Source organism: Lysinibacillus sp. NPDC093190 (assembly GCF_050280425.1).
Classification (GTDB): Bacteria; Bacillota; Bacilli; order Bacillales_A; family Planococcaceae; genus Lysinibacillus.
The window spans coordinates 1-19,589 of record NZ_JBNNVG010000017.1; the positions used below are offsets into that span (position 1 = coordinate 1).

The 19,589-nt window shown below is 38.3% G+C and carries 20 protein-coding genes, 1 tRNA gene and 1 riboswitch; of the genes, 3 read left to right on the forward strand and 18 right to left on the reverse strand.

Features of this window, described 5'->3' with window-relative positions; all coding sequences use genetic code 11:
• Positions 1 to 1,095: 1,095 nt before the first annotated feature.
• Positions 1,096 to 1,169: transfer RNA gene (locus ACQKOF_RS14205), tRNA-Arg, on the reverse strand.
• Positions 1,170 to 1,510: 341 nt separating this feature from the next.
• Here ACQKOF_RS14205 and ACQKOF_RS14210 point away from each other — a divergent pair.
• A complete protein-coding gene (locus tag ACQKOF_RS14210; RefSeq protein WP_427558116.1) occupies positions 1,511 to 1,711 on the forward strand; it encodes an SDR family NAD(P)-dependent oxidoreductase in 201 nt (66 codons plus the stop codon).
• Positions 1,712 to 1,775: 64 nt separating this feature from the next.
• Positions 1,776 to 2,069, forward strand: a complete 294-nt coding sequence (locus ACQKOF_RS14215) for an SDR family oxidoreductase (protein WP_427558119.1) — start codon at positions 1,776 to 1,778, stop codon at positions 2,067 to 2,069.
• Positions 2,070 to 2,113: 44 nt separating this feature from the next.
• Here ACQKOF_RS14215 and ACQKOF_RS14220 read toward each other — a convergent pair whose 3' ends face one another.
• The 13 genes from ACQKOF_RS14220 to ACQKOF_RS14280 form a co-directional block, all read right to left on the reverse strand.
• Entirely contained in the window at positions 2,114 to 2,815 is a 702-nt protein-coding gene (locus ACQKOF_RS14220; protein ID WP_427558122.1) for a YqjF family protein, read from the reverse strand.
• A 61-nt stretch (positions 2,816 to 2,876) separates the two neighbouring features.
• On the reverse strand, positions 2,877 to 3,050 hold the full coding sequence (locus ACQKOF_RS14225) for a DUF2639 domain-containing protein (RefSeq protein WP_328009103.1): 174 nt from the start codon (positions 3,048 to 3,050) through the stop codon (positions 2,877 to 2,879).
• Between the two features lie 236 nt (positions 3,051 to 3,286).
• Complete coding sequence (locus tag ACQKOF_RS14230) at positions 3,287 to 4,747, reverse strand: protein adenylyltransferase SelO (RefSeq protein WP_427558124.1); 1,461 nt, start codon at positions 4,745 to 4,747, stop codon at positions 3,287 to 3,289.
• Positions 4,748 to 4,893: 146 nt separating this feature from the next.
• Positions 4,894 to 5,397, reverse strand: coding sequence for a metallophosphoesterase (locus tag ACQKOF_RS14235; RefSeq protein ID WP_427558127.1), 504 nt, complete (start codon positions 5,395 to 5,397; stop codon positions 4,894 to 4,896).
• A 12-nt stretch (positions 5,398 to 5,409) separates the two neighbouring features.
• The gene (locus tag ACQKOF_RS14240; RefSeq protein ID WP_427558130.1) at positions 5,410 to 6,003 is read right to left on the reverse strand and encodes an XTP/dITP diphosphatase; all 594 of its coding nucleotides are present in this window, start codon (positions 6,001 to 6,003) and stop codon (positions 5,410 to 5,412) included.
• A gap of 1 nt (position 6,004) precedes the next feature.
• On the reverse strand, positions 6,005 to 6,754 hold the full coding sequence (gene rph / locus ACQKOF_RS14245; RefSeq protein ID WP_427558133.1) for a ribonuclease PH: 750 nt from the start codon (positions 6,752 to 6,754) through the stop codon (positions 6,005 to 6,007).
• 132 nt (positions 6,755 to 6,886) lie between these two features.
• Positions 6,887 to 7,684, reverse strand: coding sequence for a glutamate racemase (gene racE, locus ACQKOF_RS14250; protein WP_427558136.1), 798 nt, complete (start codon positions 7,682 to 7,684; stop codon positions 6,887 to 6,889).
• A gap of 10 nt (positions 7,685 to 7,694) precedes the next feature.
• Positions 7,695 to 8,147 (reverse strand): MarR family winged helix-turn-helix transcriptional regulator, encoded by a 453-nt coding sequence (locus tag ACQKOF_RS14255; RefSeq protein ID WP_323653188.1) that lies wholly within the window; start codon positions 8,145 to 8,147, stop codon positions 7,695 to 7,697.
• A 75-nt stretch (positions 8,148 to 8,222) separates the two neighbouring features.
• Entirely contained in the window at positions 8,223 to 8,444 is a 222-nt protein-coding gene (locus ACQKOF_RS14260) for a helix-turn-helix domain-containing protein (protein ID WP_004226437.1), read from the reverse strand.
• A gap of 256 nt (positions 8,445 to 8,700) precedes the next feature.
• Positions 8,701 to 9,159 (reverse strand): acyl-CoA thioesterase, encoded by a 459-nt coding sequence (locus ACQKOF_RS14265; protein ID WP_427558139.1) that lies wholly within the window; start codon positions 9,157 to 9,159, stop codon positions 8,701 to 8,703.
• 503 nt (positions 9,160 to 9,662) lie between these two features.
• On the reverse strand, positions 9,663 to 10,442 hold the full coding sequence (gene sdhB, locus ACQKOF_RS14270) for a succinate dehydrogenase iron-sulfur subunit (RefSeq protein WP_427558142.1): 780 nt from the start codon (positions 10,440 to 10,442) through the stop codon (positions 9,663 to 9,665).
• 5 nt (positions 10,443 to 10,447) lie between these two features.
• On the reverse strand, positions 10,448 to 12,202 hold the full coding sequence (gene sdhA / locus ACQKOF_RS14275) for a succinate dehydrogenase flavoprotein subunit (RefSeq protein WP_427558145.1): 1,755 nt from the start codon (positions 12,200 to 12,202) through the stop codon (positions 10,448 to 10,450).
• Between the two features lie 66 nt (positions 12,203 to 12,268).
• Positions 12,269 to 12,877: a succinate dehydrogenase cytochrome b558 subunit gene (locus ACQKOF_RS14280; RefSeq protein ID WP_427558148.1), complete on the reverse strand. Its 609-nt coding sequence runs from the start codon at positions 12,875 to 12,877 to the stop codon at positions 12,269 to 12,271.
• A gap of 271 nt (positions 12,878 to 13,148) precedes the next feature.
• Between ACQKOF_RS14280 and ACQKOF_RS14285 the strand changes: the two genes are divergently transcribed.
• On the forward strand, positions 13,149 to 13,583 hold the full coding sequence (locus ACQKOF_RS14285) for a YslB family protein (protein ID WP_427558151.1): 435 nt from the start codon (positions 13,149 to 13,151) through the stop codon (positions 13,581 to 13,583).
• 156 nt (positions 13,584 to 13,739) lie between these two features.
• On the opposite strand, the gene ACQKOF_RS14290 is transcribed toward ACQKOF_RS14285, so the two are convergent.
• The 4 genes from ACQKOF_RS14290 to uvrC all read right to left on the reverse strand — a co-directional run bounded on the left by ACQKOF_RS14290 (position 13,740) and on the right by uvrC (position 19,482).
• Positions 13,740 to 14,999 carry a methyl-accepting chemotaxis protein gene (locus tag ACQKOF_RS14290; protein WP_427558154.1) on the reverse strand — a complete coding sequence of 420 codons (1,260 nt, stop codon included), beginning with the start codon at positions 14,997 to 14,999 and terminating at the stop codon, positions 13,740 to 13,742.
• Positions 15,000 to 15,242: 243 nt separating this feature from the next.
• On the reverse strand, positions 15,243 to 15,680 hold the full coding sequence (locus ACQKOF_RS14295) for a hypothetical protein (RefSeq protein WP_427558157.1): 438 nt from the start codon (positions 15,678 to 15,680) through the stop codon (positions 15,243 to 15,245).
• A 34-nt stretch (positions 15,681 to 15,714) separates the two neighbouring features.
• Positions 15,715 to 16,941 (reverse strand): aspartate kinase, encoded by a 1,227-nt coding sequence (locus tag ACQKOF_RS14300; RefSeq protein ID WP_427558160.1) that lies wholly within the window; start codon positions 16,939 to 16,941, stop codon positions 15,715 to 15,717.
• A gap of 232 nt (positions 16,942 to 17,173) precedes the next feature.
• Positions 17,174 to 17,352: riboswitch (Lysine riboswitch) on the reverse strand.
• 339 nt (positions 17,353 to 17,691) lie between these two features.
• Entirely contained in the window at positions 17,692 to 19,482 is a 1,791-nt protein-coding gene (gene uvrC / locus ACQKOF_RS14305) for an excinuclease ABC subunit UvrC (RefSeq protein ID WP_427558162.1), read from the reverse strand.
• Positions 19,483 to 19,589 lie beyond the last annotated feature (107 nt).

The following is a 19,589-nucleotide window of genomic DNA, read 5'->3' on the forward strand; positions in this document are numbered from 1 at the left end:
AGTTCCAGGTATGTTTCTATTTTTACACGTTCTGATATGGTAAGATGGGTATAGCTCATAACGATTCCTCCGTTTGAATTTGGTGTGGTAACTACGTTCTACACGAGGTCGTTATGGGCTTCCTTTATATTGACTTCTGGGTGTTGCACTTAATATTACAATCCGTCAAGTTTCCTTCTTTAGATGATATGATACATTTCTCCATAAAAAATCTTCTTGAAGATAAGTAATATTCGACTTTACAGAGTCATCTAAAAAAATATATATTAAGCTTTTTATTAAAAAAACATCACGAATATAAATCTCACTATTCATTTCTATTGAATTCTCTAACTTTAAAAGTTCTAAAGAATTGATGTTAGCTTGATTTTCAAGGTGTATTTCAATTGTAAGAAATCCCCCCTGATATCCACACGAGTATATTGAATTATTTTTCATTCAAATTCTTTACTTTAATTTTGGGAGTATTATATTCTGCAAATGTATATATCATTTCGTACTTTGTATACGTATCTGCTAAATACCTGTATTGCAGGTCGCAAATAATCGCTAAATCATAAATCAGCTCAATTTGAAATATTCTTGCTTGACCAAAATGTTGGTCAAGTTAATTTAACCCTTAAACTAAACCAATACTTTATCAAGTAGCATATCCCAGCTTAGTCTTTTACTTGACGTTGCTACTTCTGTGAAAAAAATAGATATTTTCTCATTGCACTCCCCCTCGTAAGTTGCGAGGAATGACTAAGTGCATAGGTTAAATGCAACAAAACACATTTTTTTTAAAGAGGTTTATCTGACACCACGGAATATGTTTGGCCAAACTTTTTTTGTTTTCATTTCAATGTTAAACATTAAACGAACCTTTCATCATATTCGAGTGGTGATGGAATCGGTATAAGAAAAAGGGATTCGATTTAGAACATAAACTAGCGTTTTTATGAACATTTTCTTATGTAGAAAATGTGTAGAAACTTTTCATTCTCCATCCTTTTCTAACTTATTCTCAAAAAGAAAAGCGCTTCAAATCCTTGATAATAAAGGATTTGAAGCGCTTTTCAATTGGTTCAAGCCTATTCTATCTGAACCTTGAGACGTCCCAGGAGGGATTCGAACCCCCGACCGACGGCTTAGAAGGCCGTTGCTCTATCCTGCTGAGCTACTGAGACATGATGTTATTCTTATGCAGTCCATATCAAGGACAATATTTATTATATGTTCTTTATATCATAATGTCAACATTAATTTAACTATGAAGGCAAGGTTTGCCTCAATATTAATATTATATGATTTCCTGTACCCCATTATGCCCTCCTAATCTCCACTTTTGCTAAAATAATGAAAAGCAATAAAACTGGAGGAATCAATATGTTTAAAGATTTAGTAGTCGTTGTAACTGGCGGTGCGCAAGGGATGGCAAAGGTATTGTACTTGCGTATGCACGAAATGGTTCCAATGTATTGCCGATGTAAATAAAGAATTAGGGCAGTAATTAGAAAAAGATTTACTTGTGCAAGGTTATTCTGTTCTTTTTGTTCAAACAGATGTTACGAAAGAACAGGGAATCGTTTCTTTAATGCAAAAAGCGGTTGATCATTTTGGTACTATCCATATTTTAATGAATAATGTGGGTAAATTTCAACATAAATCCCTTTATGACGTAACATTGGATGAATGGAACGATACGATTCAAACAAATTTAACTTCCTGACACAATTATGCCGTGGCATAATTAATCGCGTGTCTTTTTGTGTTCAAGGGAGGCTGCAAAAGTTATGCGAGCTATTGTCAATGGCGGCTCAATCGTTTCTATAGCCTCTACACGCGCTGAGATGTCTGAGCCCCATACAAGAAGCCTATGCAGCAACAAAAGGCGGTATCGTCGCAGTAACACATGCTTTAGCGCGTTCTTTAGGTGTCCAGATAATATTACGGTTAATTGTATTTCGCCTGGTTGGATTGAAACAGGTGATTATGAACAGCTCCTTGAGACTCCCACCCTTAAAGGGACAGGCACTAATCTAACAGTGGATGGTGGGATGACAAAGAAAATGATGTATGAAGAATAAGTCAAACTACTACTCAATCAACGAACAAAAGCAAACCAGATTCACTAAACTTTTTTGAATCTGGTTTCTACTTTTGGCGAATAAATTCTAGCCTGTTTACTCTTCGAATAATGAGCAATAGGTTGAATGCCTTGTATAGATTCCTTCACAAATGGAGCTAGTGTATTGCTTTCAATGTTAATATGAACTCGTTGTAGCTGCCATGGCATATGATCTATATCTATGCGAAATAGAGAACTCTTCCACTTTGACCAAGAATGATAACGTTCCACTAACCATTTATCAAGGGTCGTACTAGTTATTTCACTGGCAGTCGGTTGATATGACATTTTCAACCTCTCATCTAGTGCACCATGATATAAACTTGTAAACGAAAAATTGTTCCCTGTTTGTTTTAAAGATATTTTTGAATAGCGATATGATAAACCGCCCTTTGTAGCTATTTGTACAATAAAATGATTCGTAACATCTAAGTTGAAGAAATAGATACCTTTCATTCCATTATATGTAACATATGTCCGGACATTAAGCTGCAAATGGGAACCTACTCCTGGTAATGGTGGTAGAAATCTCAGTCGTTGTCCTTTTACTTTAAAAAGGACAACACTAAGCCAAGCGTTATTTTCATAGAGATCCAGTTGCAACTCTTGCGGAATGTACTGCTCTAAATCCTTAGGTGATACTGGCCAATGTAGAAACAACACGTCTTGCCATATTTGCGTTAACATCCACGATTTACTCCACATAAAATAACTCCTTTCTGTAGTTAAATTCTTTCCTACAAAGGAGTTATTCAAACGAAAATGACTATTTTTGTTCTGAATCTAACGTTTCTTTTTCAACATATTGGTAATATAAATTGCGCAATTCGGATTCTTTATAATTGCCTAAATGACTTTTATATTGTGGATGCACCAAAATACCATGATCTCGAAGTTGCTTCACAAACCAACCTTTTGAATACTTATGCACTTTACACATTCCCTTCACTACTATTCATACATAGCGTATGCTCAGGAATTTATGTAGTGACAATTTTTTCAAAATAAAAAAAACGAAGAATTTATCCTTCGTTTTCATGTTGTTGAAAACTATTACGTCAATGAAATTATAGTGTCCTATTTAAGTATAGCCCTTTTGCAAAACGAGAGGTTGATTTCCTTGGATAATGTGTTTTTCTACACTATGAAAACGAAGAAATTCTCCCCCTTTTCAACTTATGTGCCACAAAAAGTTCGATATGGCTGGTTAGATGGTGTTGGTAATGTCGCGTATTCCTGCTGCTCCTTAGTGTGTGCAAAAGGATGAGCAAGAGCATTTAGTAAGCGCTCCATTACGCTATAGTCTCCCTGTTCAACAGCAGCCTCTAATGCTTCTTCTACACGGTGATTTCGCGGAATAACTGCTGGATTATAATCGCGCATTAATTGTTGAGACATGTCTTTTGTTTCTTGTTGTCTTTCTAGCCTTGCGAGCCAATTCTTATGCCATTCTTTAAACTCATTTGTACTAAATAACGTTGAGTCAGCAAATTTATCGAAGGTTAATGCGATAAATGTATTCGTATAGTCTGCTTGATGATGTTGCATTAACTTCAGAAGCTCTTCAATTAGTGCACCGTCCTGATCTTCTTCGTTAAATATCCCAAGCTTTGCCTGCATACCTGCTAGCCAATTTGCATAATACAACTGCGGATATTGCTGTAGTGTGTCTTGAGCTAAGTTTATAGCATCTTCCTGATTTTCATGGATTAACGGTATTAATGATTCAGCCAGTCGTGTTAAATTCCATCCTCCAATATTAGGCTGGTTACCATAAGCATATCTACCTTGTCTATCAATAGAGCTAAATATTGTCGCTGGATCATACGTATCCATGAAAGCGCAAGGACCATAATCAATCGTCTCACCACTAATGGTCATATTATCTGTATTCATGACGCCATGAATAAAACCAACTAGCTGCCATTTTGCAATGAGAGATGCTTGTTTCTTAATAACTTCCTGAAGAAGGGTCAGATAACGATTTTGAGCTACATCAGCATTAGGAAAGTGACGTTCCAAAGCATAATCCGCCAAAGCTTTTAGCTCCTCCTCTGATCCAAAGTTCGCTGCAAATTGGAAAGTCCCAACTCGCAAATGACTGCTTGCAATACGCGTTAAAACTGCGCCAGGAAGCTCGGTTTCGCGGAGGACAATTTCGCCTGTAGTTACGACAGCTAAACTTCGAGAGGTTGGAATACCAAGTGCATACATGGCTTCACTAATAATATATTCACGTAGCATTGGACCAAGTGTTGCTCTACCATCTCCGCCACGGGAATAAGGCGTTCTTCCTGAGCCTTTTAGTGCGATATCCCAGCGTTCATGAGTTGATGTTAGTTGTTCACCTAATAACAGTGCTCTTCCGTCTCCAAGCATATTAAAGTGACCAAATTGATGCCCTGCATAAGCTTGAGCAATGGGCATGCCACCAGTCGGATTGTTGTTACCTGCAAAAATTGCTACCGCTTCCTCGCTTTGCAAAGCATCGACATTTAATCCAAGTGAATTGGCAACTGATTCATTTAACATTATTAACTTTGGTGAACGAACTGGATTTAAATTGATTGATGTATAAAAAATGCTTGGTAAGCAGGTATAGCTATTATCAAAATTCCATCCTATTGTATTGTCCATGTTTTCTCCTTTGTTCCGTTTATATTTATTTTTTCTACTTCATCATAAACAATTCATAGCCATTTTTTCCATTTAATCTTCACCAATCAAGCCAAGATAAAACAAAAAACGCTTAGAGTTTCTAAAACCTAAGCGTTTTTGTTACATCATTTCCGCATAAACTTGTGGGTGGAAATACAGTCATTATCATCCGTAAAGAACTTTACTTCAAAACACGTGTCTTCAGCCTCTACAAGGGCAAAGCTTTTTTCTTTACGACCACGTGGTTTTAATAAGCTCCCCGGATTTAAAAATAACACATCATCAATCATTTCCGCCCCAAGAATATGAGAGTGACCAAAGCACGCAATTTGTGCGTCTACCTCTTTGGCACGATATGATAATGATAAGATTGAAGTTTTAACATTGAATAAATGGCCATGTGTTGCAAAGACTGTTACGTCCTCTAAATCGAATACTGCTTCATCAGGAAAGGCTTTATCGATGTCACAATTTCCTCGTACTTTCTTCATGCCATCCAGTACTTTATGTGAGAAAGGAAGCTCACTATCTCCACAGTGAATCAAAGTATCAACATTTGGGTAAAAGCTACGAACTTTTTCAATCACATCACTATCGCCATGTGTATCACTCATGACCAGTATTTGCATGGATATCACCTCTTATTTTATAAGACTTGGCAATTGTTCCTTCAACTTACGAATCGCATTCCCGCGGTGGGAAATTGCTCCCTTTTCATCGGCTGTTAGCTCTGCCATCATCCGGTTTAAGCTTGGGACAAAGAAGACTGGATCATAACCAAATCCGTTTGTACCACGTTTTTCGTGTGCAATGACACCTTCACAAGTACCAAAAACTGTTGTCGTTTCAAAACCAGGTCCTGCAATAGCGATGCAACAGCAGAAGCGTGCTGTACGCTTTTCTTCTTCGACATTTTTTAGTTTTTCTAACAACTTAACCATGTTTGCTTCATCATCATGATCACCAGCATAACGTGCGGAATAAACACCAGGTTCACCATTTAATGCATCAACAGCTAAGCCACTATCATCAGCAATAACAATTGTGCCAAGCTCTTTTGCTAATGCTTCTGCCTTTAAGATTGCATTTTCCTCAAAAGTAGTGCCTGTTTCTTCTATTTCCATCTCTGGGGCAACATCAAACATCGTTACTACTTCATAACCAAGTGGACCAAATAATGCTTCGAAATCTTTTGCTTTCCCTTTATTTTTCGTTGCAATGACTACTTGTTTCATGTTATTCATTTCCTCCCACTTTGTTAGCCAATTCACCTAGTGTTTCTTTTTGAATTGCAATCAATTGTTGAATGCCCTTTTCACCTAACGCCAGTAGTTCATTTAACTCTTCACGAGAAAAGGTTGCTTCTTCACCTGTCCCTTGTAGCTCAACAAATCGTCCTGCTCCTGTCATGACGATATTCATATCTACAGCAGCAGCGACATCTTCAACGTAGTTTAAGTCTAAAATTGCCCCATGATCCTCTACAATACCAACACTCGTTGCAGCTAAATAGTCTGTCACCGGGAATTTTGCTAATTGTTTTTCTTCTGCAAGCTTAGCAATTGCCTGTGTCATCGCTACAAATGCTCCTGTTATTGAGGCTGTACGTGTCCCTCCGTCTGCTTGAATCACATCACAGTCAATCCACACAGTACGCTCACCAAGTGCTTCTAAATCAACGACAGCACGTAATGCACGACCGATTAATCGTTGAATTTCCATTGTACGGCCATTGACTTTGCCACGAGATGATTCACGTGCTGTACGCTGTGCTGTTGCACGAGGTAGCATTGAGTATTCTGCAGTGATCCACCCTTTGCCTTGTCCACGTAAAAACCCAGGAACTTTATCCTCAATCGTTGCTGTACAAATTACTTTCGTATTGCCTACTTGAATTAACACTGAGCCTTCTGGGTGCAATAGATACTCACTATCTATTTTCACAGGACGCAGTGCATCTATATTTCTTCCATCAAATCTTGTCATATTTTTCGTTCCTCCTAAAATCTTTCGCGCACTCATCTTAACATAATTTTCACATTCAAAAAAGTGCTCAGTCCCTTATGTACAATGCTAAAAACGGCAAAAATCAGCCTAGCCCCTAGCTAAGCTGATTTTTTATTTTAATGTAATACGTTTTATATGAAGAGTACCTTGCTCAAGCCAACTTTCAGCAATCGAACGGAAAATTGGAACAGAACCAGTTGCATAAAATTTATGAGCAGGCACAGCGTCTGGGTCAGCCAAAGTACCATTATACGCAAGCATTTCTTGAACATCCTTTGCTGTTTCCTCAGCGGAAGATAGCACAAAAACTTCTTCTCCTACAACAGCTTCAATTTGTTTTTGCAAAATTGGATAGTGCGTACATCCTAGTATGACCGTATCAAATTGTTCATTTTTTAACGGTTTTAAGCCTTCCGCAATTAATTTATTTGCAAATTCACCTTTATATTCGCCACTTTCTACAAGTGGTACGAATGTAGGACAAGCAAGTGGAATAATATGAGTTGACGTATTCAGTGAAAGTAAGGCTTCCTCATACGCCCCACTTTTAATTGTTCCTTCTGTTGCAAGCACAACGACTTCATGTCGCTTCGTTTTCTTTACAGCTGCACGTGCGCCAGCATTAATAACGCCTAGTACCGGAAAAGGCATATTTCTTTGTAAACTTTCGAGTGCTACTGCAGTCGCTGTATTACAAGCAATGACGAGCATTTTGATATTCATTTTCTCTAGTGCTTTTGCCATTTGCCAAGTAAAATTCCTTACTTCCTGACGAGTTCTTGGACCATACGGACATCTTGCTGTATCACCAATATAATAGATTGTTTCATTTGGTAATAGCTTCATTATTTCTTTTGCTACGGTTAAACCGCCTACTCCTGAGTCAATAACGCCTATCGGGGCATTCATACTTTCCGCCTCAATCCTGTTTCATGTGTACATGTAGTTTTTCTAAATAGCTTGATAATTGCGCGACTTCTTGTTCATTAAAACCAACAAGTTTCTCTTGCAAATATTGCTGTCTTTTTTCAATAACCTCTTGAATAATACGTTCGCCCTTCTCGAGAAGATGAACAACAACGACACGACGATCATTTTCGTCACGCATTCGCTTGACTAATTCATTTTTCTCCATTCGGTCCACTAGATCTGTTGTTGTACTAAAAGCTAAGTATAATCGATTTGACAGGTCGCCAATTGTTATATCTCCAAGCTCTTCTAACCACTGTAATGCAACAAATTGTGGCGGCGTAATCGCATATTGTGAAACAATCTCTCTTCCTTTTTGCTTCACAATCGCCGCTATATAGCGTAATTCCTTTTCAACCGTTGCAACGGTTTCAGGTGAGTGCTTTGTTACTTCATCCGACATATAACTATTTCACTCCTAAAAATACGTTGAATAGTTCTATTTTGTCGTTTTTTTTCTGAAATAGCAAGTGTCCAATTAGTCTAATTTGAATTCTTCTAAGCGTAACAGCTCAATTAACGCCTGAGATCGATTCGTTACACCTAACTTTTGAATTGTATTGGAAATGTGATTTCGCACTGTTTTTTCACTAATACCAAGTTGCTCTGCAATATCCCTCGTTGTTTTTTCAGCTAATAAAAGCGCAAATATTTCACGTTCTCGGTTCGTTAAAAGAGAACGATGATGAGAGCCATTCATTTTCAGTTACACCCTCCTCCCCCGCACGTATTGTAACTTATGTTAAGGAATGGGGAGCGGTGACGGCTATTTTCATGAATATCTCGTGTTTCTTTAAAAAAATCGGAAATTGCTTCCATACATTAATGAATTTTATGTAAAAATGCAATTTCAACCATCGAAATCATTGTTTATACTTCTTTTCCCGAGGGACTTTTCGCAAATTATACTGTCACTAAATCTTTCTACAGACAACTTTCGCGATCCATTTCCTATCCTATATGAACACTAAATTTGCTAACTGAGTTTTTGCTTCTTCAGATAGAGGTACACTCTTCCCAGTTCGAGGGTCCATTTGCACTACCGTACCACGCCCCGTAAAGCAAACCTCATCATGTTGGTTTTTCGCTAAGTAATGAATATCCATTGATGAGTTTCCTACTTTCGCTATCTTCGCATAAATTCTTAGCACATCATCAAAGAAAACCTGCTTCACGTAATCACACTGTAAGTCGGCTACAATCGGAATCCCCTCTACATTTTCATCAATTGCTGATGGCATTAGAACACCTAAATGACGGAAATAATCGATTCGTGCTTGTTCAAAAAATGTAAAGCTAACGGTATTGTTCATATGACCATACATATCCGTTTCTGAAAAACGTACACGGACTTCGATAAAAAATGCAAAATCCTTTGCCCATTCCTGAAAATCTCCGATATAATTTGCTTTCATCTTAACCATCCCCCTAATTTTCACTCGCTTCTTCCCGAAACAACAGATGGAATTAGCGAATCTTAAATGAATATATATTCATTATAAAGGAAAATACTATATTATCATAGAAAATTCAGATTTTTCCTCGATTTATCCAAAATCTCCTTTTTTCACAAAAACTCGACATTCCCCGTTCTATTTTTTTATGCTGTATTGAAATCATCATATTTAGTCTATTACTCTTTCTTGAAAATGACCCCATTCAAAACTCCCTATCATATGAAACTTTAATCAGTGGTGTTCTTTCTTCACTAACTAATAGTCCGGGCATTTACAAGCAGTTAATCTACAAAATTATTTAATACGTTAGCACTGCACTTTCGCGAAAAAAACATCTTCAGGCCTAAGTACAAAGCCGATTCCAAACGCAATTATGCCGAGGCATAATTGATTATTTACATAAAAAAACCCCCTCACACATTGAGTGTAAGGGAGTTTAAGAGTAAAGCTTGTACTATTTATTAGTCAACGTAGTGGTCAGAACCGAAGAAGTTACGGAACATTTGCACTGAAGTTGCACGGTTTAATGATGCGATAGATGTTGTTAAAGGAATACCTTTTGGACAAGCAGCTACACAGTTTTGTGAGTTACCGCAGTTTGCAAGGCCTCCATCACCCATGATTGCATTTAAACGTTCGTCTTTAATCATTGCACCAGTTGGGTGAGTGTTGAATAGACGTACTTGTGATAATGGTGCTGGTCCGATGAATGAAGCTTTTTCAGACACGTTTGGACAAGCTTCCATACATACACCACAAGTCATACATTTAGATAATTCATAAGCCCATTGACGTTTACCTTCTGGCATACGTGGACCTTCACCTAAATCATAAGTACCATCGATTGGAACCCATGCTTTAACTTTTTTAAGTGCATTGAACATACGTTCACGGTCAACTTGTAAGTCACGAATAACTGGGAAAGTTTTCATAGGCTCAAGTTTAATTGGCTCAGTCAATTGGTCAACAAGAGTTGAACATGATTGACGTGGGCGGCCATTGATAACCATTGAACATGCACCACAAACTTCTTCAAGACAGTTCATATCCCATGCTACTGGAGAAGTGTTTTCACCATTTTCAGTAACAGGATTTTTTTGAATTTCCATTAAAATAGAAATTACGTTCATACCATGACGGTAAGGCACTTGGAATTTTTGCCAGTAGCCATTGCCGCCTTTTGTATCTTGACGTAAAATTTCCACTTTGACCATTCTTCCAGTATTTGCTGCGATTTGCATAACTTTTAGTCTCCTTTCGCAGAGTAGTCACGTTTACGTGGTGGAATTAAAGAAACGTCGACTTCTTGGTACGTGATGATTGGATTACCAGTAGTTGGGTCAAACTTCGCCATTGTTGTTTTTAAGAAGTTCTCATCATCACGGTTCGGGAAATCTGGCTTATAGTGAGCACCGCGAGATTCGTTACGTAGTAATGCACCTTTTGTCATTACTTTCGCTAGGTAAATCATATTTTTCAACTGACGCGTAAAGTGAGCACCTTGGTTACTCCATTTTTGAGTATCGTTGATGTTAATGTTTTCCCAACGTTTTTGGAATTCATCAAGTTTATTCAATGTATCTTCAAGTTGGTCGTTGTAACGTACTACTGTCATAGTAGCTGTCATCATTTCACCAAGCTCTTTATGAAGCAAGTAAGCGTTTTCTGTGCCGTCCATTTTCATGACAGCATCCCACTTAGCTTGCTCTTCTTTAACGCGAGCATCGAATACTTCTTGAGGAATATCTTCAGCATGCTTTTTAAGATGTTTAACATAATCTACTGCGTTTGGTCCAGCAACCATACCGCCATAGATAGCAGATAATAATGAGTTCGCACCAAGACGGTTTGCACCATGTTGAGAATAATCACATTCACCTGCTGCAAATAGACCAGGAATTTCAGTCATTTGGTTGTAGTCAACCCATAATCCACCCATTGAGTAGTGAACTGCTGGGAAGATTTTCATTGGTAATTTACGTGGGTCATCCCCTACGAATTTTTCGTAAATCTCGATGATACCACCTAGTTTAACATCTAATTCATGTGGATCTTTATGAGAAAGATCTAGGTATACCATGTTTTCGCCGTTGATACCAAGCTTTTGGTTTACACAAACGTCGAAAATTTCACGTGTTGCAATATCACGTGGTACTAAGTTACCATATGCAGGGTATTTCTCTTCTAAGAAGTACCAAGGCTTACCGTCTTTATAAGTCCAAATACGGCCACCTTCACCACGAGCTGATTCTGACATTAGACGGTTTTTGTCATCTCCAGGAATCGCTGTTGGGTGAATTTGGATGAACTCACCATTCGCGTATGAGGCACCTTGTTGGTAAACGATAGAAGCAGCAGAACCTGTATTAATAACAGAGTTTGTTGTTTTACCGAAGATAATACCAGGGCCACCAGTCGCCATAATAACAGCGTCTGCACGGAATGATTTGATTTCTTCTGTACGCATATCTTGCGCTACGATACCACGACAAACGCCGTCAGGATCGACTACTGCACCAAGGAATTCCCAGTGCTCATATTTGTTCACTAAACCAGCTACTTCGTGAGAGCGAACTTGCTCGTCTAGTGCGTATAGTAATTGTTGACCAGTTGTTGCACCAGAGAAGGCTGTACGGTGCATTAAAGTACCACCGAAACGACGGAAGTCAAGAAGACCTTCTGGTGTACGGTTGAACATTACACCCATACGGTCCATTAAGTGAATAATACCAGGGGCTGCATCACACATACCCTTAACAGGTGGTTGGTTCGCTAAGAAGTCCCCACCATAAACTGTATCATCAAAGTGGATCCAAGGAGAATCCCCTTCACCTTTTGTATTTACCGCACCATTAATTCCGCCCTGCGCACATACAGAGTGTGAGCGTTTTACAGGAACTAATGAGAATAAATCAACTTCAGTACCAACTTCAGCTGCTTTAATCGTTGCCATCAGACCAGCTAGACCGCCGCCGACAACAATTATTTTGCTTTTCGCCATGATTATTTCTCACTCCTCTTAAAAAATTGCAATGATTGCATGTACTCTATAGTAGCTTCTATTAAATTAAACGAAAGCTAAAATAGCAGCCACACCAACTACACTTAGAATTACGAAAATAATGTTTGTTACATAAGTAGCAATCTTTTGAGACTGCGGAGATTGTGTAATACCCCAGCTTACTAGGAATGCCCATAAACCGTTAGATAAGTGGAAAGTTGCTGATATAATACCAACAATGTAGAATCCAAGCATGAATGGATTAGAAACAACATTCGCCATCATGTCGTAATCAACTTCTGTACCAAGCGCTTTTTGAATACGAGTTTGGAAAATATGCCATGCAATGAAGATCACTAAGAACACACCAGTGAAACGTTGTAATGAGTACATCCAGTTACGGTATGTGCTGAAACGTCCTGTATTTGGTGTAGCAGTGAATGCAATGTAGACACCATAAAATGCGTGGAACATTAATGGAATATAGATGACAATCCATTCAACTAGGATAAGGAATGGAATCTTTTCCATATTTGCGGTAGCTGCGTTGTAACTTTCTGCTCCGCCTGTTGCTGTAAAGTTAATTAACAGGTGCATCGTTAAAAACAGACCTACTGGAATGATACCAAGTAGAGAATGTAAGCGACGCCATAAAAACTCTCGATCTTTCGACAAGACTGTTACCCCCCTTAGTACTTAAAATATCACAACAAAGAAGTCATCATTTTGTAACTGATACTTCATTGACTGTGTATTTCATCATGGTACAATATTATGACATGTTTATTGTACTCTCAAGAGCTACGAGCGTCAAGGCAACTAAGAGTTTTTCACAATCCTTATTAAAGAAACAATCTAGTACGTGATGCATCGTTTTTTCTCGAAAAGTCTATCTTTACTTTATCAGTGTCAAATTTTAAGAAAATTCTAAGAAAGAAGGATTTAAATGTTAAACACTTCATCACCTACAATCTCAGCATTTGGCTATGAGATAATTCGCGACTATATTTTATCTTCTATTCTTGGTAAACATGAAGGTGATGTCCTTTACTGGGCAGGAAAAGACCTAGCACGGAAGTTCCCATGTAAAAGTCAAGATGAACTTATCGCATTTTTCGCAGATGCCTGTTGGGGTAATTTAGAGCTTATCAAAGAAACGAAGGATGGACGTATTTTCCAGTTGACAAATGATCCAGAACTGTTACAAATCGGTCTTCGTAGCTTTAGACTTGAAGCAGGATTTATAGCTGAACAAATCCAGCAAGCAAAAGGTTATTTAACAGAATGCTACGATGAAAAACATGAAAAGCAACAGAATGTTACATTTACAGTAAAATGGGACGTCAAAGAAAGAATCATGAACACCGTTCCTACAGAATAAAACGAAAAGGATTGTCATCCAAAATTTATGGATGACAATCCTTTTTATGTAGGCTAAATATATAAGATTAATGGAGTGAAGACTGGACGCCTCCAGGAAAGCGTCCTGACGGAACAGACATCACCCCCTCGTTATGATCACGAATCATTTTTATATTTATAGTTGTGCATGTCTTTCTTTTAAGAGCACATCTATTAACGAAATAAATGCTTCTAAAATATTAAGTGAGTGTTGAATCATTTCCTCTAAGTTACTAATTGACAGTTCATTCACTAATTTTTGTGCAGCCATATGTACTAATTCATGAGGTTGTTCTATATGACGATATTCTGGTAATTTCTGATATTCCTCAAAATGTCCATAATACCATTTCCCAAACATACATTGATGATGCGTCTTTAAAGTTTCTTTATGGCCAGCCTTTTGAATAGCATTTCGCAAAAAGCTAGCATGATCCATTAACCTTGCCGCCAGTTGGCCAACTACCGTTTGTTCTGAGGGCTTTCTGATTGTCGGTACAATAGCTTTTAAAATTTCAGATACTTGATTTTGTATTATATCCGAGAAGTCACTAGTATGTGATAGTTCCGTCGTTGTTTCCGCTAAACGACCTACTGCTATTACATTTTCTTCTGATGCAGCTGTTATTTGATGAATGCCATGTGCTGCTTCTTCAATATTTTTACTTGTTACAGTCAGGTTAGCAATATTATCCTTCATGATACTTAAAAAATCAGTTAAATAATGTTCGACTTGTTTAATATTTGTTATTGTATTGTGTAATTTCTTATCAATGACTGATCGAATCTTCGTCATTTCTTGCAATGAACCTTTCGAGCTGTTGGCTAACTTTCCTACCTCCATCGCGACAACATTAAAGCCCTTTCCATGCTCACCAGCACGTGCGGCTTCAATTGAGGTATTTAAGGATAGTAGTTGTGTTTGATCAGCAATCCCGGTTACACCTTTACCGATATCATCCATTTTAGTCATTTCATCATTCAATTGCTCTGTTGAATTAGCTCCTTTAGCCAACAACTCCTGAACCATTTCACCTTTTGTAATGGACGATTCCATCTCTTCTACAAGTAATATGGAATGCTGTTTTATCTCTTGAATGTTTGCATTAACATTTTGCTCAACCGCAAGCATCTCTTCTGTATTTGACGACATTTCTTCACTCATTGCGGAAATATCTCCTACACTCGTTGAGACATTTTGAACCTTTAATGCCGTTTGAAAATTAATTAACTCCATATGCGCTAGTACAAAGTCTAAAATCGCATTTTTCACATCAATGCTTTCCTGCTCAAGTTCCAATTCCAGAATTCGTTTTTTTAATATTTGTATTTCTAAATCGTTGTCTCTATCAACGCTTTCATCCATTGGCTTTTGAAATAAACCGAATAATACCATACAAACCCCCACCTTCCCCTTGGTAAAACATGTCATATTTTATTATATAACAATAAAATTGGATAAAATATTAAATTGATGTGAACAAATAAAAGATGCGTCCATTACTGACACATCTCATTCATAGTGTTGAAATACAAAATGGTCGAGGAGATTTTAGTAATGTTGTGCAGCTTTAAATGAGGGTGATTTTCGTCTCAGACTTTTCTCTTTACTGTGAGCGAGCGTCGAGTCGCTTCCTGCTTATGTTGTTGTTGCTGACGCTACGCTTTCGCACATAAAACATTTGTTGCTGACGCTGCGCTTTCGCACATAAAACATCTGTTGCTGACGCTGCGCTTTCGCACATAAAACATCTGTTGCTGACGCTGCGCTTTCGCACATAAAACATTTGTTGCTGACGCTGCGCTTTCGCACATAAAACATTTGTTGCTGAAATTCCGTTTTATCACTATAAATTAGAGAGACATACCAGAAGATACATTTTAAGCGAAGTAGTTGATTGGAGTGGAGACTGAGCGACTCCTTGGGGATCAGCAATAGAGGAACGAAGGCTAAAACCATCACATCCTGTGATAACGCCTTCGTGATTAACATCGTGTTAGCCCGACGCCCCCAAGAAAGCGCCCAGCCGGAACAGAAATCAACCCCTCGTTTTGCCATAGAGCCATTTTTCAACAACAATGTGCCTTTTGCTGACCCATCCTATTCAATATTAAATATAGAGCGCTTGTTCTAAGTTAAATTCATCATGTAATGCATTTGCTGCATGAATCATTTCGTCCTGAGGAACAACGACAGAAACTTTTATTTCAGAAGTACTAACCATTTTTACAGGGATACCTTCACGACGTAGACGATCAAACATTCGGGCAGCCACTCCTGGATTAGATGCCATTCCTGAGCCAATAATAGAGACTTTTGCTAAGCCGATTTCAAAATCAGCAAAACTAAACCCTAATGATAATTTACTATCTTCTAGGACACGTAATGCTTCAGCGAACTCCTCTTTTAAAATAGTAAATGATACAGTTGGCTTTAAGCCATCAATTATTGCTTGTACGATTATATCGACGTTTATGCGATTCTCTGCAAGTATTGTGAACATATCTGCTAATGAAGCATTGGAATAAGCATCATAACCAACTGTTAAGCGAATAACGTCTGACTCATAGGCAACACCACGTACAATTAAATTTTTCTCCATTTCAACTTCCTCCTTCAATAAAGTACCTACTGTATCTATTTCGCTCGACCGAATGATAACTGGGATTTGAAACTTCTTTGCTAACTCTACAGCTCGTGGGTGTAAAATTTGTGATCCTAAGTTTGATAGCTCTAGCATCTCATCGTAGGAAATTTCTGTTAGCTTACGTGCCCTAGCAACATGACTTGGATCAGCTGTATAGACTCCATCCACATTAGTGTAAATATCTACCCGCTCCGCCTTCAATTTTGCTGCAATAGCTATAGCCGACCTTTCCACCCCACCTTTACCTAACGTCGTAATATTCCGTGAATTATCGATACCCTGTCCCCCAGCAACAATTACGATTTTCCCCTGTACAAAATGCTCTTCTATTCGACTAGCATCCATTTCATCAATACGGGCATTGCTATACATAGCATCGGTTTCAATGCCTACCTGCCAGCCTGTTAATGACACTGCATCGTATCCTTCCTCCTGTAAAGCAATTGCCACTAATGTACTTGTAAGTTGTGAGCTTGTTGAAAATAGTGCGTCTAGTTCACGCTTAGATGCGTTGTCTGATAGATCACGAGCCATCTTTGCTAATTCTTTAGCCATACCCCTCATAGCTGTAGTGACAACGACAACATCAAAACCTCTTTCCTTTTCTGCAATCGCCTTTTTCGCAACATTTTGAATGTGCTCTGTTGATGCTAATGTAGCACCACCAAATTTCATCACAATTCTCGCCATCTTTATCATTCTCCTTCGTATTCAATCATTTCGCTGATTATAAAGTAGCTATACTTTTGCAGCAAAATCAAAGTGACACGAGCACTCACTTTCCTCCGCTCCATTTTTTTAACACCACCTCTCAGGTAGGGGGTAATTGCCTTGAAAAAAGTTTGTCTCTAGAAAGCAAAAAAGGCAGTTCTCACATAACGTGAAAGCTGCCTATAACATGTACAATAAAAGTAACTTGCGCATGTGTGATAGCTCTCCGAAACGATTAGTATCGACAATCTTACATCTCTTAAATGTAAAACCAGCACAGCATCGGAAACAACGATGCTCCACTTCGGCAAGCTTCCCTTTCATACATTTTCACTGGACTTGTTCGTCCTCGAACGTACTACTCTTGAACCTTGCACCTCTATCATCACTAAATAGTGAAAATATTTAATTAACCTTAGTGAAGAAATTTCCAGTTTAATAGTAGAAACTACTGAAAAACTAAGGCACGGTATACAACATTGCTATATTGAAGGGCAATGTTATATACAAACTTAGCATATGTCTAATCCTTTGACAATGTCTCTTGTTAAAAATCAATTTCGCCTTGGCGTAATTGTAGCTGACGCTTTGCTTTCGCTACAGAAAACATTTGTTGCTGTCGCTTCGCTTTCGCACAGATAAACAATGCGTCCGGAGGCTTTATTTTCATTCAGTAGGTGTTTGTACACCCACTGAAAAGGAACTCCATCTGCATTTTTCTCACCACCTTCAGAGGTGGGAGTCTTCTACTGAATGAAAATAAGCATAGATATTGTTAGCTAGATTAGATGGCATCCCTGCTTCCTGTAATGCCTGCATACTTGCCTCACGAATTTTTTTGACAGAGCCAAAATGCTTAAGTAATTGCTGTTTTCGCTTTGGACCAATGCCCTCTATATGATCGAGGACAGATTGTATAGCATGCTTCTCGTGCTGCTGTCGTAAGAAGGTAATAGCAAAGCGGTGTACTTCGTCCTGAATTCGTTGCAATAAGTAGAATCCATCGCTTGTTCGCTTTAACGCAATTACTTCAGGTGGATCACCAAATAGAAGCTGTGACGTATTATGCTTTTCATCTTTTGCTAATCCGGCAATTGGAATGACAAGGCCAAGCTCATCTTCTAACACTTCTCGTGCGACTTCCATTTGACCCTTCCCACCATCTATTAGTACTAAATCCGGTAAAGGTAGACCATCTTTTAATACGCGTGTGTATCGACGACGAATTACTTCCTGCATCGCCCCGTAATCATCGTGCTTGGCAGCAGTACGTGTTTTGTATTTTCGATAATCCTTCTTCGCAGGTTTTCCATCAATAAATACAACCATTGCAGATACAGCATCTGTCCCATGCATATGACTATTATCGAAAGCTTCAATCCGTAAAGGCGTAGAGATGCCCATAGCTTCACCAAGCGCCTCACATGCTCCTATAGTGCGTTCTTCCTGACGTTCAATAAGCTGGAACTTCGCTGCTACAGCAATTTCAGCATTTTTCGTCGCTAATTCAACTAGCTCTTTTTTTTGCCCACGTTTTGGTGTCAGTACCTTAACTTCTAATAATTCCGTTAAAATATCTGCATCAATAGATTGTGGGATAAAGATCTCCTTAGGCTTAATGTGCTCTAACTTTTCGTAAAATCGCCCAACGAACGTTAAAAATTCCTCTTCTGCCTCTTGATAAATTGGGAAAATCGAGACATCTCGCTCAATGAGTTTTCCTTGACGGACAAAGAAAACTTGAACACACATCCAGCCCTTATCGACTGCATAGCCAAATACATCGCGGTTAGTTGTATCACTTGAGACGATTTTTTGCTTTTGCATGACTGTATCGATATGTGCAATTTGATCACGAAATTCCTTTGCACGCTCAAACTCTAAATTTTCAGCGGCCGCTAGCATTTTTACCTCTAGCTCTTTTTTGACTTCCTCAACCCCACCATTTAAAAATTTTGTCATATCCTCAATCATATCGTGGTAAAGTTCAGCATCAATATCCTTCACACAAGGGGCTAGACATTGTCCCATGTGATAATACAAACAAACCTTGGTAGGGAGTTGTACACATTTTCGCAGAGGATATAAACGATCTAGCAGCTTTTTCGTCTCACTTGCTGCATACGCATTCGGATATGGACCAAAATATTTTGCCTTATCCTTTTTCACTTTTCGTGTTGTAATAAGACGTGGGTGTTTTTCATTTGTAATTTTTAGATACGGATACGTTTTATCATCCGTCAGCATAATATTGTACTTCGGGTCATGTAGTTTTATAAGATTAAGCTCTAAAATTAAAGCTTCAATATTGGAGGATGTCACAATGTACTCAAAGTCTTCTATTTCGCTTACAAGTCTCTGTGTTTTCCCTTCATGCGTACCAGTAAAATACGAGCGTACTCGATTTTTCAGCACTTTTGCTTTCCCGACATAAATAATGGTTCCTTGTCGATCTTTCATCAAATAGCAGCCAGGCTGATCTGGTAAAATTTCAAGCTTTCGTTTAATTAAATCATTCATCGCCTACCTGCTCCCCTTTTTCTTAAAACAGCGTTCGTTCCTTTATTGTCTCCTATTCCTAAGGATAACGTTCGCTTTATCTCTATATTATATAACGAAAAAAAGCC